This is a genomic window from Mycobacterium sp. M26 (assembly GCF_001494595.1).
In the GTDB taxonomy this organism is placed as follows: domain Bacteria; phylum Actinomycetota; class Actinomycetes; order Mycobacteriales; family Mycobacteriaceae; genus Mycobacterium.
On sequence record NZ_LN929908.1, the window covers coordinates 820,951 to 837,804 of the forward strand.

At 68.1% G+C, this 16,854-nt stretch carries 14 protein-coding genes; 8 read left to right on the top strand and 6 right to left on the bottom strand.

What is annotated here, in order from left to right:
• The 3 genes from BN3385_RS13495 (at position 1) to BN3385_RS13505 (ending at position 4,429) form a co-directional block, all read left to right on the top strand.
• The gene (locus BN3385_RS13495) at positions 1–465 is read left to right on the top strand and encodes a hypothetical protein (protein ID WP_059017243.1); all 465 of its coding nucleotides are present in this window, start codon (positions 1–3) and stop codon (positions 463–465) included.
• Between the two features lie 138 nt (positions 466–603).
• Positions 604–2,502 (top strand): translational GTPase TypA, encoded by a 1,899-nt coding sequence (gene typA, locus BN3385_RS13500; RefSeq protein WP_059017244.1) that lies wholly within the window; start codon positions 604–606, stop codon positions 2,500–2,502.
• Between the two features lie 28 nt (positions 2,503–2,530).
• On the top strand, positions 2,531–4,429 hold the full coding sequence (locus tag BN3385_RS13505) for an ABC transporter family substrate-binding protein (protein ID WP_197415299.1): 1,899 nt from the start codon (positions 2,531–2,533) through the stop codon (positions 4,427–4,429).
• Between the two features lie 4 nt (positions 4,430–4,433).
• On the opposite strand, the gene BN3385_RS13510 is transcribed toward BN3385_RS13505, so the two are convergent.
• Together BN3385_RS13510 and BN3385_RS13515 are read right to left on the bottom strand one after the other, a co-directional pair.
• Positions 4,434–5,420, bottom strand: coding sequence for a hypothetical protein (locus BN3385_RS13510; protein WP_059017245.1), 987 nt, complete (start codon positions 5,418–5,420; stop codon positions 4,434–4,436).
• 250 nt (positions 5,421–5,670) lie between these two features.
• The gene (locus BN3385_RS13515) at positions 5,671–6,762 is read right to left on the bottom strand and encodes a hypothetical protein (protein WP_156432746.1); all 1,092 of its coding nucleotides are present in this window, start codon (positions 6,760–6,762) and stop codon (positions 5,671–5,673) included.
• A 799-nt stretch (positions 6,763–7,561) separates the two neighbouring features.
• Here BN3385_RS13515 and BN3385_RS29215 point away from each other — a divergent pair.
• The 3 genes from BN3385_RS29215 (at position 7,562) to purU (ending at position 10,252) form a co-directional block, all read left to right on the top strand.
• Positions 7,562–8,911: a hypothetical protein gene (locus tag BN3385_RS29215; RefSeq protein WP_156432747.1), complete on the top strand. Its 1,350-nt coding sequence runs from the start codon at positions 7,562–7,564 to the stop codon at positions 8,909–8,911.
• Positions 8,883–9,140, top strand: coding sequence for a hypothetical protein (locus BN3385_RS27645; protein WP_082690462.1), 258 nt, complete (start codon positions 8,883–8,885; stop codon positions 9,138–9,140). Before BN3385_RS29215 ends, BN3385_RS27645 begins: the two co-directional genes overlap by 29 nt.
• A 215-nt stretch (positions 9,141–9,355) precedes the next feature.
• Positions 9,356–10,252 (top strand): formyltetrahydrofolate deformylase, encoded by an 897-nt coding sequence (purU, locus tag BN3385_RS13525; RefSeq protein ID WP_059021920.1) that lies wholly within the window; start codon positions 9,356–9,358, stop codon positions 10,250–10,252.
• On the opposite strand, the gene BN3385_RS13530 is transcribed toward purU, so the two are convergent.
• A complete protein-coding gene (locus BN3385_RS13530; RefSeq protein WP_156432916.1) occupies positions 10,249–11,253 on the bottom strand; it encodes a class I SAM-dependent methyltransferase in 1,005 nt (334 codons plus the stop codon). The two genes, purU and BN3385_RS13530, sit on opposite strands and share 4 nt — an antisense overlap.
• Positions 11,254–11,620: 367 nt before the next feature.
• Between BN3385_RS13530 and BN3385_RS13535 the strand changes: the two genes are divergently transcribed.
• Positions 11,621–12,100, top strand: coding sequence for a hypothetical protein (locus BN3385_RS13535; protein WP_231748727.1), 480 nt, complete (start codon positions 11,621–11,623; stop codon positions 12,098–12,100).
• A 3-nt stretch (positions 12,101–12,103) separates the two neighbouring features.
• On the opposite strand, the gene BN3385_RS13540 is transcribed toward BN3385_RS13535, so the two are convergent.
• Both BN3385_RS13540 and BN3385_RS13545 read right to left on the bottom strand, forming a co-directional pair.
• Positions 12,104–13,333, bottom strand: coding sequence for a chloride channel protein (locus BN3385_RS13540; RefSeq protein WP_059017249.1), 1,230 nt, complete (start codon positions 13,331–13,333; stop codon positions 12,104–12,106).
• Between the two features lie 45 nt (positions 13,334–13,378).
• Positions 13,379–14,164 carry a hypothetical protein gene (locus BN3385_RS13545; RefSeq protein ID WP_059017250.1) on the bottom strand — a complete coding sequence of 262 codons (786 nt, stop codon included), beginning with the start codon at positions 14,162–14,164 and terminating at the stop codon, positions 13,379–13,381.
• Positions 14,165–14,441: 277 nt separating this feature from the next.
• Between BN3385_RS13545 and mshB the strand changes: the two genes are divergently transcribed.
• Entirely contained in the window at positions 14,442–15,296 is an 855-nt protein-coding gene (gene mshB / locus BN3385_RS13550; protein WP_059017251.1) for an N-acetyl-1-D-myo-inositol-2-amino-2-deoxy-alpha-D-glucopyranoside deacetylase, read from the top strand.
• Here mshB and BN3385_RS13555 read toward each other — a convergent pair.
• Positions 15,293–16,594, bottom strand: coding sequence for a hypothetical protein (locus tag BN3385_RS13555; protein WP_059017252.1), 1,302 nt, complete (start codon positions 16,592–16,594; stop codon positions 15,293–15,295). The genes mshB and BN3385_RS13555 overlap by 4 nt on opposite strands.
• Positions 16,595–16,854: the final 260 nt, after the last annotated feature.

Here is a 16,854-nt window from a genome sequence, read left to right on the forward strand (position 1 = left end):
ATGACGGCATTGCGCGCCGCCGCGCTCGCACTGACACTGGCCACCTGCTGGGCACCGATCGCCGGAGCCGAGCCCTATCCGGTGGCCGAGGGCAACTACACCAGCGCCGACGACCCGGGCTGGGTGTTCTTTCTCAGCCCACCGGGCTACGGAGACTTCGGCTGCGGGATCGGCCCCGACGGCACCGTCGGCTGTGACGTGGTGCCGCACCCGGTGCCGATCTCCGACGAACCACCCACCGACGTCCCGCCGGATGCCAACCAGACCGTCGCCACCCCGGACCAGCCGGGCTACTACCGCCACGCCGATGCGCTGACCTTCACCCGTGTGGTCGACGTCCTGCCCGAGGGCCACCAACTGGTCAACGGCGACGCGTCCTGCCTCGTGGGCTTCCAGGGCTCGGTCAGTTGCACCACCGGTGAGCACGGCTTCACCCACTACGCCGTGTTCGGCTACACACACTGATACCCGCCCGGCCGCAGTCGGCGTCGGCGGCAAAAGAGATCCTGCCCACACTGCTGAGCCGGATTCCCCCAGCCTGACGGCCCCCGGCGGGCCTGCTCGTTTTCGCGATCGGGGCTCCGCACTGCGACAATCACCGGCGTGAATACGCAGGACTTCCGCAATGTCGCCATCGTCGCGCACGTCGACCATGGCAAGACCACCCTCGTGGATGCCATGTTGCGGCAGTCCGGTGCCCTGACCCACCGTGGCGACGACGCCGTCGAGCGCCTGATGGACTCCGGTGACCTGGAGAAGGAAAAGGGCATCACCATCCTGGCGAAGAACACCGCGGTGCACCGGCATCACCCGGACGGCTCGATGACCGTCATCAACGTCATCGACACCCCGGGCCACGCCGACTTCGGCGGTGAGGTGGAACGCGGCCTGTCGATGGTGGACGGAGTGCTGCTGCTGGTCGACGCCTCGGAGGGCCCGCTGCCGCAGACCCGCTTCGTGCTGCGCAAGGCGCTCTCGGCGCACCTGCCGGTGATCCTGGTGGTCAACAAGACCGACCGCCCCGACGCCCGCATCGCCGAGGTGGTCTCCGAAAGCCACGACCTGCTGCTCGACGTCGCCTCCGACCTCGACGACGAGGCGCAGAAGGCCGCCGAGGACGCCCTGGGCCTGCCGGTCCTGTTCGCCTCGGGCCGCGCCGGGATCGCCAGCACCACCCAGCCGGCCAACGGCGAAAACCCCGACGGGGAGAACCTCGACCCGCTCTTCGACGTGCTGCTCGAGCACATCCCGCCGCCGCAGGGCGACCCGGAGGCACCGCTGCAGGCGCTGGTCACCAACCTCGACGCCTCGGCCTTCCTGGGCCGGCTGGCGCTGATCCGCATCTACAAGGGCCGGCTGCGCAAGGGCCAGCAGGTGGCGTGGATGCGCGAGGTCGACGGCCACCCCGTCATCACCAACGCCAAGATCACCGAGCTGCTGGTCACCGAGGGTGTCGAGCGCTCGGCCACCGACGAGGCCATCGCCGGTGACATCGTGGCCGTCGCCGGTATCCCCGACATCATGATCGGCGACACGCTGGCCGACCCCGACCACGCGCACGCCCTGCCGCGCATCACCGTCGACGAGCCCGCCATCTCGGTGACCATCGGCACCAACACCTCACCGCTGGCCGGCAAGGTCTCCGGACACAAGCTGACCGCGCGGATGGTCAAGTCCCGGCTCGACTCCGAACTCGTCGGCAACGTCTCGATCAAGGTCGTCGACATCGGCCGCCCCGACGCCTGGGAGGTGCAGGGACGTGGCGAACTGGCGCTGGCCGTCCTCGTCGAGCAGATGCGCCGCGAAGGCTTCGAGCTGACCGTGGGCAAGCCGCAGGTGGTCACCCAGACCGTCGACGGCAAGATCCACGAGCCGTTCGAGGCGATGACCATCGACTGCCCCGAGGAGTTCGTCGGCGCCGTCACCCAGCTGATGGCCGCCCGCAAGGGCCGGATGGAAGATATGGCCAACCACGCCGCCGGCTGGGTGCGGATGGACTTCATCGTGCCCAGCCGTGGCCTGATCGGCTTCCGCACCGACTTCCTGACCCTGACCCGCGGCACCGGCATCGCCAACGCCGTCTTCGACGGCTACCGCCCATGGGCCGGCGAGATCCGGGCCCGGCACACCGGGTCGCTGGTCAGTGACCGCACCGGCACCGTGACCCCGTTCGCGATGATCCAGCTGGCCGATCGCGGACAGTTCTTCGTCGAGCCCGGCGACGATACCTACGAGGGCCAGGTGGTGGGAATCAACCCGCGCGCCGAGGACCTCGACATCAACGTCACCCGCGAGAAGAAGCTGACCAATATGCGGTCCTCGACCGCGGACGTGATGGAGACGCTGGCCCGGCCGCTGGAACTCGGGCTGGAGCAGGCGATGGAATTCTGCGCCGAGGACGAGTGCGTCGAGGTGACGCCGGAGATCGTCCGGGTGCGCAAGGTGGAGCTCGACGCCACCCTGCGCGCCAGGGCGCGCTCGCGCGCCAAGGCCCGCGGCTGACCGGGCTACCGCGAGGCGGGTGGATACGCTGAGGGGCGTGCCGACCGGACCGCAACGCCTGCAGACCGCGGCCGTATTGCTGTCGGTGCTGGTCACGGCGGCGTGCACGGTGAGTCCGCCGCCCGCGCCGCAGAGCACCGAGACCTCGCAGAGCCCGACGCCACCGCCGCCGAAGGCCACCCAGATCATCATGGGTATCGATTCGATCGGGGCCGGCTTCAACCCGCACCTGCTCTCCGATCAGTCGCCGGTCAACGCCGCCATCGCCGCGCTGGTGCTGCCGAGTGCGTTCCGCCCGGTGTCGGACCCGTCGACGCCGACCGGTTCGCGCTGGGAGATGGACCCGACGCTGCTGGTGTCGGCCGAGGTGACCAACGAGGACCCGTTCACCGTCACCTACAAGATCCGGCCCGAGGCGTCCTGGACCGACAACGCCCCGATCGCCGCCGACGACTTCTGGTACCTGTGGCGACAGATGGTCAGCCAGCCCGGCGTGGTGGACCCGGCGGGCTACGACCTGATCACCGGTGTGCAGTCCATCGACGGCGGCAAGACCGCGGTGGTGACGTTCTCCCAGCCCTACCCGGCCTGGCGTGAGCTGTTCAACGACCTGCTGCCCGCCCACATCGTCAAGGACGTGCCCGGCGGGTTCCCGGCCGGACTGGCCCGCGCCCTGCCGGTGACCGGTGGGCAATTCCGGGTGGACAACATCGACCCGCAGCGCGACGAGATCCTGCTGGCCCGCAACGACCGGTTCTGGGGCCAGATCCTGTTCCGGCGCGCCGGGGCACCCGCCGCACTGGCCGATTCCATCCGCAACGGCGACACCCAGGTGGCCCAGGTGCACGGCGGCGCAGCGGCTTTCGCCCAACTCTCGGCGATCCCGGATGTGCGCACCAACCGGATCAACACCCCGCGCGTCATGCAGCTGACCCTGCGTGCGCAGGAGGACAAGCTGGCCGATCCGCACGTCCGCAAAGCGATCCTCGGGCTGCTGGACGTCAACCTGCTCGCCGCGGTCGGGGCGGGTAGCGACAACACCGTCACCTTGGCCCAGGCCCAGGTGCGCGCGCCCAGCGATCCGGGGTATGTGCCCACGGCTCCGCCGGCACTGGGCAAGGAGCGCTCGCTGGAGTTGTTGGAAGAGGCCGGTTTTCAGGTCGACCGCACACCCACCGAGGCGCCGGTGTCCCCGCCGCCCTCGGCGGGATCCCGCACCACGTCGCAGCCGCCCGGCCCGCCGGAGATCACCCGCGGACGGATCAGCAAGGACGGCGAGACGCTGTCACTGGTGATCGGGGTGGCCGCCAACGACCCGACCTCGGTGGCGGTGGCCAACACCGCGGCCGACCAGTTGCGCAGTGTCGGTATCGCGGCCACCGTGCTGGCACTCGACCCGCCGGTGCTGTACTCGGATGCGTTGGCGAACAACCGGGTCGACGCGATCGTCGGCTGGCACGCCGCCGGCGGTGACCTCGCGACGCTGCTGGCCTCCCGCTACGGCTGCCCGGCGCTGGAGGCCACCGAGGTGTCGACCACCCCGAGCGCCACGCCGACCTCCTCGCCGGCGCCGAATCCGCCGAATCCGTCGAGTGCGCCGCCGAGCCGGCCGACCACCACGACCGCCCCGCCGCCGCTACCGGCGCCCGACAGCGGCACGCTGGTGCAGGCACCATCCAACCTCACCGGCATCTGCGACCGCGGCATTCAGCCGAGTATCAATGCGGCCCTTGATGGTTCGGCCGACATCGGCGAGGTCATCACCCAGGTCGAGCCGCGGCTGTGGAACATGTCCACGGTGCTGCCGATCCTGCAGGACGCGACCATCGTCGCGGCCGGCCCGAGTGTGCAGAACGTCAGCCTGACCGGAGCGGTCCCGGTCGGCATCGTTGGCGACGCGGGCCGCTGGGTCAAGACCGCCCAGTAACGGGTCAGTCGGCCTTGTGCTGACGCTTCGATCCGCCGGTGGACTTGCCGGCCTTGCCGCTCGACGAGCCTGCATCCGAATCGGTTGCGCCCGAACCGTTGTCATCTCCGGTGGCGGCCGCCGCAGCGGCTGTGGTGGTGGGCACCGCCTTGAACGAGGTGGTCTTCTTGGTCACCGGGCCGGCGACGGCGGCTGTCGGCGGCGTCGAGACCACCGGAATGGGCGAGGTCGCCTGTCCCGGACCTGCGGTGAGGTCGGCATAGACCGTGGCGCGGCCCTCGTCGACCTCGCTCGTCAGGTCGGTCAGTGCCTTGTTCACCGCCGCCTCGAACGGTGCGCGGCCGGCGTTGAAGGCCGTGATGAAATCGCCGGTGGAGGCGAGGGTTCCGGCGAAGATCTGCGAGCCGGTCACCGCACCTGCGGTGACCGTCAGCGGACCGGTCACCAGCGCCTGGGCCAGGATGTTGACGGTGTAGTCGATGATGTGCTTGCTGGCGTTGAAGGCGCGGTCCAGTGCGGCCTGCAGGGCGTAGCCGCCGACTTCGCGCGGCGACACCAGGAGGCGGAAGGTGTTGGTCATCGGGGTCTGGATGGCCAGCAGGGCGGCGCCGAGGGCCTTGCTGACGCTGCCGTCGCCCTGGAGGGTCTGGACGAAGGCGATCGGGCTGGCGATCAGGCCGGCACCAATCCCGGCCAGGCCCCAGCCGGTGAAGGGCAGGCCCGCGCCGACCGGTCCGAGGCATACCGTGCACTGCTCAGTGCTGCCCGCCAGGATCGGTGCCAGCGCCAGCAGGTTGCCCAGCGTGTTGACGCCGATCTGGTAGGGGATCGCGCCGATGGCGGGTGTGGCCAGCGCGCTCAGCTCGACGGACGGCAGGTCCACGGTCGGCACCCGGACGTCGTGCGTGGGTACCAGCGGGCTCATCGCGATGGCGCCGGCCCCGGCGAGCGCGATACCGGTCTTGAAGACAGAGCTGACTGCGGTGGACATTTTCGAGCTCCTTTGCCCGTCGGAAACCTGACCAGCGCAAGCTACCTGAGAGCAGCCTGAGAAAAGGGGAGGTTGTCGATAAGGGCCGACATGTTCTTTGCGTGTGCAATCAACCCGCCGAATCGAGGGCATAGCTGGAAAGGTGGCCACTGGGGGGTTAGCGCTGCGTGTGTTGCGCGCCGACAGGGTGCTCGGCATTGCGCCGTAGGGAAACAGGTGGTGACTGCGACGTCAATATGCCGTCGGCGAGCTACTCGCCGGCGCTGGCTCCCTGGCCGCCTACGCTCTGATCCTTGGCGCTGGCTCCGGTCGGCTTGGTGGCACCCGGATCGTGCGGCTTGGGCCGGCTGATCGGGCGCGGGCCCGCTGTCGAACCCGCTGCGCCGCGCCCACTCTCGGCGACCGAGGTGCGCGTCGGCGTGGAGCCGGGCTGCGGGGCCGAGTCGGTGCTGTCCGGCGCCGAGGAGTCCGTGGCCGGATCGGTCGCAGCAGCGCGGGCCGTCACGCGCGGCGCCTTGGGGGTGCGGTCGCGACCGCTTTGCCCGACCGCGGCGGCCGGGGCCTCGTCGGGGGCGCTCGCTCCGGTGCCACCGACACCTGCCGGGCTATTGCCGGTCTCGGTCGTCGGCGTCGGGCTGGCGGCTGAGGCCGGCACGATGGGAACCGGACCCTGGCCGGTCAGGTTGTCGATGATGTCCTGCAGGCCGCCGATGAGGATGAGGCCGGGGCCGAAGAACGCCTTGATGGCGTCGACGATGGTGGTCAGCGCCGAGGCGAGATCACCCTTGATCAGAGCCACGATGGCTTTGGCAATGAGGTTCGGCGTATTGATGAGGACATCGACCGCGGCGTAGGCAGCCTCGACGACCTTGCTGCCCAGATAGGTGGTGTCCTGCACGAGGTTGGTGACGACCTGCTGGACGTCGGCCGTGACGCTGTCGGCCGGAAGCATCGCCGCAGCAGCGGCGGCCGACGGGGCGCCATTGGCCTCGACGAAGGGCGCCTCGGCAGGCGGGGGAGCGTAGGCAGCGGGACCGAGGGCCGCCGCCGGTGCCGGGGCGCCGTCGAAGCCGGCGGAGTTGACCTCGTTGCCGATCCGGTCGGCCTCGGCGGCCAGCGCACCCAGGATCTGGGCCAGCGCCGAACCGAACGGGGCGGACTGCTGGGAGATCGAGTTGAGCAGCGACTTGTCGAACGGGATGAGGGCCTGCGGACTGGTGGACAACTGCGTGGTGGAGATCTGCATGTCCCTGATCGGAGGCGCGACGGGGTTGGCGACCACGACTGCGGCCGCCACCAGCGCCACTCCTGTGGTCAGGATTGGCCCCATCGCCTTACGCACGCCGTCTCCTCCCGCTGTCGCGGCCCGGCTTATCGGCAACCATACCTGAGAGCAGGCTGATAAGTCCGCAGACTGATCCTGAGAATCTGGCCGGATCCCGGGGTGCCCCGCGCGGTAGTTCCACACAGAAATGCCTTGTCAGTAGTACCGCGGTGGCCGTGCTGGTCGCTGAGTGTCTGCTGAGTGATCGCAGCCCGTTACCGAGGCTAAGAATCCCAGCCGCCGGCGCGGCCGGTGATCGGTGCCGATCGATGCGGTTGGCGTGCCTGTTTGTGTTGATACGAAGCGCGACCCGGCGCGTGCGGATACCCGCCAGCAACTATTCAGAATTTCCCGCATTAATTGGCGTTAACGATAGTTTGTCGCAATTGTCAATTTATTCAAACCCGTTTGCCTACCGGTTATCTGGGACTTTCCTGGAGAGTGTCGAACGCAACGATTCCGGAGTCGGCGGGACGGCCCGGAATCGAATCTCAGCGACTCTTTCTCCCTGAGGAGATGCTGATAAAAGACCCCGGCCGTTCGCCACTTTGCCAAGTCGTGCAAGCACGGCAATCCGCTGACTGATCTGTAAAAACCTTGAAAGAACTGGCTTTTCGGCGTGATCCGGCCATCTCGCCAGCGAAATCCCGTTTCTGGAGGTCGATTCTCAGCGGTCCTTTGCGTCGGAAACAATCGGCTATTTTCGGATCGAAACTACTTCAGTTTTGGGCGCCGAAAAATATCGCATCCAGAGAGTCGCCGGTGTTACGTTGCTGCTGCTTGGATTTCGAGCACGATTGAAGGGAGCTCTTCCTACATGTCCATCCATTCAGAGAAAGTCACCAGCAAGCGACGCGCTCGCCCGCTGATGGCGACGGCGGCCGCAATCGGCGGCGCCGGTATCGTCCTGGGCGCTCCGGCGGCCGGGCTCCTGCTCGCCCCGGCCGCCCAGGCCGCTCCGATCGTGGCGCCGCAGGCGCCACTGGACGATCTGCTGGGCAGCTTCGGCAGCATCTTCGGGGTCGGTGCTTCCTCGCCGTCCCCGAACGCACTGTTGGCCGTCGCGGTCGATCCGTTCAACCAGATCTCGAACGGGTTCCTCGACATCGCTGGCGCCATCCCGGTCCTGAACATCTTCATCGGGAACGGGGCCGACGGAAACGCCCTGCACCCGGACGGGTATGACGGGGGCTTCTTCGCCGGTAACGGTGGCAACGGCCTCAACGGCAGCTACAACCCGGTCACCCAGACCTCCACCAACGGTGGCAACGGTGGCAATGCCGGCCTCTTCTTCGGAAGCGGTGGCAACGGTGGCAACGGCGTCAGCGGCGGCTACTCGGCCACCGGCAAGGCGGTCGAGGCCACCAACGGTGGAGCCGGCGGCAACGCGTCGTTCTTCATCGGCAGCGGTGGCCAGGGTGGCCAGGGTGGCGCGGGTCGTCCGGGCCTCAACGGCCAGAACCCGACCGTGCTGAACTCGCCGCTGGATCCGAACGTCTCCAACGGCGTGCCCGGAATCCCCGGTGCGGTCCTGCCGCCCGCTCAGGCTCAGGCCGGCGGCGCCGGAGGCTCCGCAGGTGGCAACGGTGGCGACGGCGCTGCCGGACTGCCTGCGCCCACCGGACAGCAGGGTGGCAACGGTGGTGACGCCACCGCCGGAGGCGGCAATGGTGGCAACGGCGGTGCCGGTGGCATCGGGCTGGCCGGCGCCGGCGGCGCTGGTGGCGACGGTGGCAATGGTGCCGCGTCGACCGCCAACGGCCAGGACGGCGGCAAGGGCGGCAACGGCGGTGCCGGTGGCACCGGCGGCCTGATCTTCGGCACCGGTGGTAGCGGTGGCAACGGCGGTCAGGGTGGCCAGGGCGGCAACGGCGCCAACGGTGGTAGCGGTGGCAACGGCGGTGCCGGTGGCCTCGGGACCACGGGTGTCGGTGTCGGCGGTGCCGGTGGCGACGGCGGCACAGGCGCCGACGGTGGTGCCGGTGGCGACGGCGGTAACGGTGGCGCGCCGGGTGCCGGTGGCTTCCTGCCCTTCTTCACCTCGCCCGGTAACCCGGGTGTCGGCGGTGGCGGCGGTGGCGGCGGTGCCGGTGGGAACGGTGGCGCAGCCGGGAAGGGCGGCTCCGGAAGCACCGTCGGTGCTGACGGGCGGCGGTGCCGGTGGTAACGGTGGCGCAGCCGGTAAGGGCGGCTCCGGAAGCACCGTCGGTGCTGACGGGACGCCGGGCACCGGTGGCACCGGTGGTGCCGGCGGCAAGGGCGGCCTGAGCGGAAGCGGCACGGCCGGCTCCGCGGGTAGCGCCGGCTCGGCCGGTAGCGCACCGTCGCCGGGATCGACTGCCGGTGGAACCGGTGGAACCGGCGGTAACGGGGGTACGGGCGGCGGCGCTGCCTAACACCGCTCGATTCGGTTGGGATCTGGGAGGAATCCCAGCTGGATCGGCCCCGGGAGCGTCGGTGTTCCCGGCGCTCCCGGGATGCCCGTAACTGCACTGTCAACAGACACCGGGCCCACTTCGGTGGGCCCGGTGTTCTGCATTGCTGTCTCGACACATATCGACACACGAAGGAAAAGTTGATGATCACAGGCGCTGCCGTCAGCATCAACGGCATGTCGACGCTCGAATACCCGCACGGACCGGACGCCCTGGCCACCAAAGACGTGGGCCGGTTACTGCTGCGGTGTGCCGATCGTCCCGGTCTGGTCGCGGCGGTCAGCGCCTTCCTGGCCGGCGCCGGGGCCAACATCGTCTCGCTGGATCAGCACGCCACGGCCCAGGCCGGTGGAACCTTCATGCAGCGGACCATCTTTCATCTGCCCGGCCTGGCCGCCGCGCGGGATGCGCTGGAACGCGACTTCACCGAGCAGGTGGCCACACCGTTCGATATCGACTTCCGGCTGACCGAGGCCAGTAAACCCAAGCGGGTGGCGATAATGGCCTCCAAGGAAGACCACTGCCTGCTGGACCTCCTCTGGCGCAACCGCCGCGGCGAACTGGACATGTCGGTGGTGATGGTGATCGCCAACCACCCCGACCTGGCGGATCAGGTGCGGCCGTTCGGGGTGCCGTTCATCCACATCCCGGCCACCAAGGACATCCGCGAGGAGGCCGAACGGCGACAGCTCGACCTGTTACGCGGCAACGTCGACCTGGTGGTGCTGGCCCGCTACATGCAGATCATCACCCCGGACTTCCTGGCCGAGGTGGGCTGTCCGCTGATCAACATCCACCACTCGTTCCTGCCGGCCTTCATCGGCGCGGCGCCGTATCGGCGCGCCAAGGAGCGGGGCGTGAAATTGGTTGGTGCGACGGCTCATTACGTCACCGATGACCTCGACGAAGGACCGATCATCGAACAGGACGTGGTGCGCGTGGACCATCGGCACGGCGTCGAGGATCTGGTGCGGCTCGGTGCCGACGTCGAGCGTGCCGTGCTGTCCCGCGCGGTGTCCTGGCACTGCGAGGACCGGATCATCCGCTACGGCAACCAGACCGTGGTGTTCTAAAGGGTGATGCGGTCCGGCTTCTCGTAGACCAGCCACCGCATCTCGATGGGACGGTCCTCGCGTGCGACGTCGAATACGTCCTGCCCGCTGACCCATTCCGGGTACCACCCGGTGGGCGGCCAGGCGTCGTCGGGCAGATTGGCCCGCTCGTAGTCGAAGACCGGGACGTCGGACACCAGCGCGAGCGGGAACCCGGCCAGGGCCGCGGCCATGTCTCGCTGGGTGAACAGGGTGCTGTAGCACTGCTGACCCATCTGGACCGCGGCATCGTCGGGTTCGTAGTCCCGGTGGGCGACGAAGGCGTTGAACACCAGCCGCCCACCGGGTGCCAGGCAGTGCGAGGCCAGCTCGAACACCCCGCGCAGCTGGCTGGTGGACCGGAAGTCCGACACCACTTCGGAGAGCACGATCAACTGGTAGTCGCGGCGCAGATCGTCCAGGGTCGCGAAGATGTTGCGCTCGATCACCTTGACGTTCAACGACTCCCGTTCGGCATCTGCCCGCAAGGTCTGGGCGAATGTGGACGTCATCTCGACGGCGTCGACAGGGTGACCGCGTCGCGCCAGGGCCAGCGCGTTGCGGCCGGTGCCTGCTCCGAGGTCGAGGATCGGGTACTGGGCGGGATCAAGAGTCTCGTTGGCCAGCGCCCACACTCGAGCGTCAGGCTGGGAGCCGAACAGCGGGGGCTCCCGGGTGGCCACCCAGTTTTCGTAGGCGCCTTCGACGGTGAACCACTGGGCGTTGACGTGATAGTTCAGCACGGTGCCCACCGGGGCGTTGTAGGTGATGACGATGTTGGACCGCGGTGAGGCGCTGTAGGCCTCGTTGAGTTGACCCTCGAGCACCGAGCGCAGGTGTGCCAGCTGCTCGTCGGTGAACGGCCGGCCGACAGCGCCAAAAATCTTGGCGCACATGGCGACATACTCGTCGATCAGCCCCGGTACGGCGGGCAGTGTGATCTCACCGTTGACGATCGAGCGGCGGTGCAGCCGACGGGCCATCGCTGCATGGAGCAATGGCGTCTGAATGACTTTGAGCGGTTGAGAGTCCACAGATTTCTTCTACACGACTGGGAGACCGTTGTCAGGTACGGCCGGTCAAATACGCGGATTACGGCGCCAATATGAATACCCGGCAAAATCTCGTACCGACGGGCCTGAGGTCGCTGAATACGTAATCCAGCCCGCCACGTGCCGGTCATCGCGAATTCCAGCAATGAAGAGTTGTCGCCCTACGCAACGAAATACGTTGAAATACAATAATTTTCGCGTGCGCAAATGTGGCCGGGTCGTTTAATTCGGGATTACCGGCGGCTATTATCAGCTCATGCCGGATACCACTGAAGATGTCCAAACCCATTCTGCCCCTGTGTTCACCGTCCCCACTGCGTGGCAGCGCCTGACGCGCTGGGGTGTTCCGGTCGCGATCGTGCTGGGCGTCGTCGCCGTCGCACTGTCGGTGTGGGCGCTGCTGGCCGGAGGGACGAAGGACTCGGCGTCCTCTGCGCTGCCCGGTGACCCGAAGATGCGGGTGTGCAACGCTTTCGAGACCGTCAGCCGGGGGGTGGCCCTACAGACCCACAACGACCTGGGTCAGGATCCGGTGGCTCAGGCCGCCGTTGCAGGCAATGCCCGGCTGGCCCTCGTGGGAGGTGGGGATTACCTTCTGCGCCAGCTTGATTCCTCGACCCCGTCACAGCTTGCCGATGCCACCCGCGCGTTCGCCCGCGACCTCCAGGACATCGGGATCAACGCTCTGGCCGGTGTGCAGAACAGTGACCCCGGCCAGGCCGCCCGGCTGGCTGAGGGTGACTCGGCCCGCAAGCAGGTCGCCGACCTCTGCAAGTAACGCTCAGTCACCCGCCGTCGCGCCGCGCATCTGCTTGTTCAGCAGGTGCGCGGCGGTGGCTGCGGCCAGGAAGACGATCAACAGCCACAGCGGCGGCCGCGCCAGCTCCCAGACGAACAGCGCCGCCCAGACCGGTGCGCCCTGGGTGATCGCCAGCACGCCGGCTGCGCAAGCCAGTGAGACGGCGGGCAGGCTGACGTGCAGCGGTGTCCAGGTGTTGAGTGCCAGTGCCACCACCGACCCCATCGCGGCCCCGGTGGCCAGGGCGGGAGTGAGCATGCCGCCGACCGCCCCGGCCCGCAGGAACAGCGCGGTCACAAGGGGCTTGAGGAACAGCAAGGCCAGTGCCGAGGCCAGGGTCAGGCTGCTGTTCACGCTGATGGTGAGCACGCTCTTGCCGTTGCCGGGCAGCTCAGGCCACTGCCGCGAACACAAGCCGACGACCAGTCCGGCGCCGGCGATCGCCGGGATCAGCAGCCACGAATCGCCCACCTTGTGGGCGCGTGCGTAATCCATCACGCGGTTGAAGCCGCGCCCCACCGCCACCGCCACGGGGGCCAGCAGGATCGCGAATGCGGTCAGCAGGTAGGACAGGTCAGGGTCCGGCCAGTGCAGCGGCGTCTCGAGATGGGTCACGGGTGCGGCCACCGCGGTGGCCAGTGCGGAGGTGACCAGGGCCGTCCCGATCGCGCGTAGCTGCCAGGTGCGCAACACGATCTGCAGGGCGAACAGTGCACCGCCCATCGGCACCGAGTAGACCGCGGCCAGGCCGGCACCGGCCGCGCAGCCCAGCAGGATCTCCCGATCCCGCGGTGTCAGCGCCCATCGCGAGGTACCCAGATCGCCCAGTGCCGCGGCGAATTGGCGAGGTGCGCCCTCGCGGCCCAATGAGGCGCCGGTGCCCACCAGCAGGACTTGGAGTCCTGCGTCCAGCGACATCGCCAGCCGGGGGATCGGCTGGTGGCTGGTGATCGCCGTCGTCAGCGAGGGGATTCGGGCCCGGCGCCGCAGCAGCCACCAGCCGAACCCGGCCAGCGCGCCACCGATCATCGGGCCGAGCACCCGTCGCACCGGACTCGCTCCCGTCACGCCGTCCAGCAGTGAGCCGAAGCTGTAGTGGTAGGTCAGGTGCTCGATCCAGTGCAGCAGCAGCGTCGTCGCCGCACCGGCCACCCCGGCCAGCAACCCGACGACCAGCACCCCACAGCCGAACTCGAGGTTGCGCCGGGTCACGGGCCGAATCTAGCCGGATTCGGCCCGGCCCGACACTGTGGGAATTCAGGCCGCGGCGGCCGCCTTCACGGCGCGCTTGCTGCCGGCGGTGCTGGCGCTCGTGACCGCCCGGGTGGTGCGCTTCTGGGCTTCCTCTTTCTTGCCCTGGGCCGCGGTCAGGATGTTCTTGCGGGCCAGCGCCACCCGCTCGCCGACCTCACTCTTGGCCGCGTCCACCGCGGTCGTGACGTCGGAGATGCCGGCTTCGACCGCGGCGCGGATCTCGGCTGCGCTGCCCCCGCCCTGGACAGTGGTCCTGACCTGGGCCAAAGCGGTGGCGGCTTGGGTGGCGACGTCCTGCCCGGCGGCGACGACGGTGGTCAGGACGCCCTGACCCTCCGCCAGCACGGTCGTGAGTACCTTGAGGTTGCGGGCGTTGATCGTTGTCTGCAGCGCGCTGATCTCATCGGCCTGGGTTTGCAGTGCGTTCTTGATCGTGGTGGCGGTGTCGGTCAGGACGGCCTTCACCTTCTCCGGGTCTGATGTCTGGATCGCCTCGCCGAGTTTGCGCGGGGTGGCCGCCAGGGCGATCGCGACGGTGACATCGGCGGTGATGCGGGGGATGGCGAGGGCGGCGGTCTCGCTCACCTTGTTCCGGACCAGCTGGCCCATGATCGGATCGACCTGATCGTTGGCTATTGCTGAGTCGATCTGCTGTAGGACCGGCGCGGCGATTTCGCGCACCAGCGACTTGGCGAAGACGCCCGGGTCCGGGGGCGGGTTGGACGCCGGGACGCCCATGACCAACGACGTGATGAGTGCGATCAACTGAGCCATCACATTGACCTGCATTGCGGCACCTCAATTCGACAGGACCTGAAGGGTGAAGCGAAATTTACGCTGATGAAGGTTTAAGTGTTTGCGTTTGGCGCAAAGTTCTCTTCAGTGAAAAGTGCAGTTCAGTACGTTTAGGAGAGTTCTCTAGCAATCGTGAATTGGTTTCGTGCCGGTCTGACATTGCTAGAAATCGCTGTCGCGGGATTTTGTCGATCAGAATGGCCACCCGCGGTGGCGACCCGACATTGCCAGAACAGCCGTCCGGTCCGCTCGGTAGGGTGGCGCCGTGACAATGCAGGAGACGCCGCGGCTGCTGTTCGTGCATGCCCATCCCGATGACGAGACGATCAACAACGGTGTCAGCATCGCTCGGTATGCCGCCCAGGGCGCTGAGGTCACTGTGGTCACCTGCACGTTGGGTGAAGAAGGCGAGATCATCGACGATCGGTGGTTGCGTTTGGCGGTCGACGAGTCCGATCAGCTCGGCGGGTACCGGATCGGCGAACTCACGGCGGCGCTGCGCAGGCTCGGCCTGCCGGGTCCCCGCTTTCTGGGCGGGGCGGGACGGTGGCGGGATTCGGGGATGCCCGGCACCCCGCCGCGTCGGCACATCCGGTTCGTCGACGCCGACGTCGACGAGGCCGTCGCCGAACTCACCGCGATCATCGACGAGCTCCGGCCGCATGTGGTGGCGACCTATGACCCCAACGGCGGATACGGCCACCCCGACCACATCCAGACCCACCGCATCACGACCGCGGCGGTGGCGGCCGCGACCTGGCAGGTGCCCAAGTTCTACTGGACTGTGATGAGCGCCAGCGCCTTTCGGGACGGTATTGACGCACTGGGCGATCAGGACGTGCTGGGGGACTGGATCTGGCCGCCGGCTGAACTGCAGTTCGGCTTCCCCGATGACCGCATCACCGCGGTCATCGAGGCCCCCGAGCAGGTGCCGGCCAAAGTCGCCGCCATCGCCGAGCACGCCACCCAGATGGTGGTCGGGCCGACGGACCGGGCCTTCACCCTGTCCAACAAGATGATCCTGCCGGTGCTCGCCGCCGAGCACTATGTTCTGGTAAGCGGCGAGCCCGGACCCACCGACGACCGGGGGTGGGAGACCGACCTGCTGGCCGGACTGACCGGTTAGCCGGCGTCCGCCGATGCGCTCCGCGCATTCTTGCCGGTGGACTTGCCTGCCGACGGCTTGTCGGCCGCGGGTGCGTCCGCCGTACGGTCCCGTGCGCTGCCGCGACCGGAGGATGCCGTGCCGGAGTCGGCGGTGCCCGCGGCCGGCGATTGGCTTGCCGGCGTTGCAGAATCCCGCTGATCCTCGGTCGCCACGCTCAGCAGCACGGTCCGCGTAGCACTCGGGACCTGTCCGGCGCCTGGCTTCGCAACCTGCTGTGGCGCAACGGAACTGGCCGGATCGGCCACCGCTGCGACGACGTTGGTGATGGCCAGCCCGGCCTGGCGCCACGTTTCGCGCGCGTTCATCGCGACGCCCGTTGTACCGCCGATCGGTGCCGGCACCGCATCCCGGATGGCGAAGATCGCCGGGTCGGCCACCCAGAGTGGGGCATCGACGATGTTCTTCAGCACCGCCAACGCGCCGGCCTGATCACCCTCGATGACTTTCGAGATGAGCGTGCCGATCACGGCAGGCGCGCCGACGAGGGTCTGCAGTCCGCGCACCGTCGACGCGACGAGTCCGGCAGCGAGGTACAGCGGAGCCTGGCCGAGCCCGGACACCGTCTTCGGGTTGTTGTAGGCGGCGGCACCGGACAGCGATACCGCGGTGTTCACCGCGTCGACGAAATCGGCGAGCGAGGTAATGGGCGGCGCTGCATCGGCGTCTGCCACGGCCGGTGCGAACGGGTTCGGCCAGCCGAGTGCGGTCAGCAGCGTGCTCTCGAGCGAGATACCGCCCTGGCGCCAGGCTTCCCGGAGGTTCATGACAAGGCCTGCGGACCCACCGATCGGTGCGGGCAGGGCGTCGCGCATGGCAAAGAGCGCCGGGTCGTTGGCCCACAGCGCGGCGTCGATGATGTTGATCAAGGTTGCTGAGGCGGTTGCGTGGTCCCCGCTGAGTGCGGAGGTGAGGAGCGAACCGAATGCCGCCGGGGTCTGGGCGATTGCCTGCAGGGTCCGCACAGCGGCTGCGGGGAAGCCGGCCGCCAGGTCGGTGAGGGCATCGACCGGGTCGGTGGCGGGAGATGGATTGTTGACTCGGGCACCGCCGCCGGTCTCGAGCGCGTAGGTGAACGCCTCGACGTAGCCGTCGAGGAGTTGGCTCGGCGTCGGGACACTGAGCGCCGCCAGGTTCACCGCTGCGGTGTCGGGCTGTCCCTGCCCGCCGACCGGTGTGACGGGTGTCAGTGCAATGGCGGTAGCGCCGGCGAGTGCGATCCCGCCCTTGACGATCGATGTGCTGCCTGAAAATGCCATGGATGTCCCCTCCAGAGTGATGCGGTGGCGTGCCGGAGAACGCGAAGGGATGACAAAGCCCCCCCGGTGCTGTCCTCAGGTTGTTCACAGATTGACGGTTTCAGTGAACGCAGATTTGTTGACGTAAGCAACAAATTTGTCCACTTTGGGCAAAAAGCACAGCGCAACTAAGTAGGACAAACATGCAGGAAAATGACCGATGGCAATAATTGACTGCAACGTCAACCCCGCGATGCCGCAGGCAGGATTGTGTTACAAAC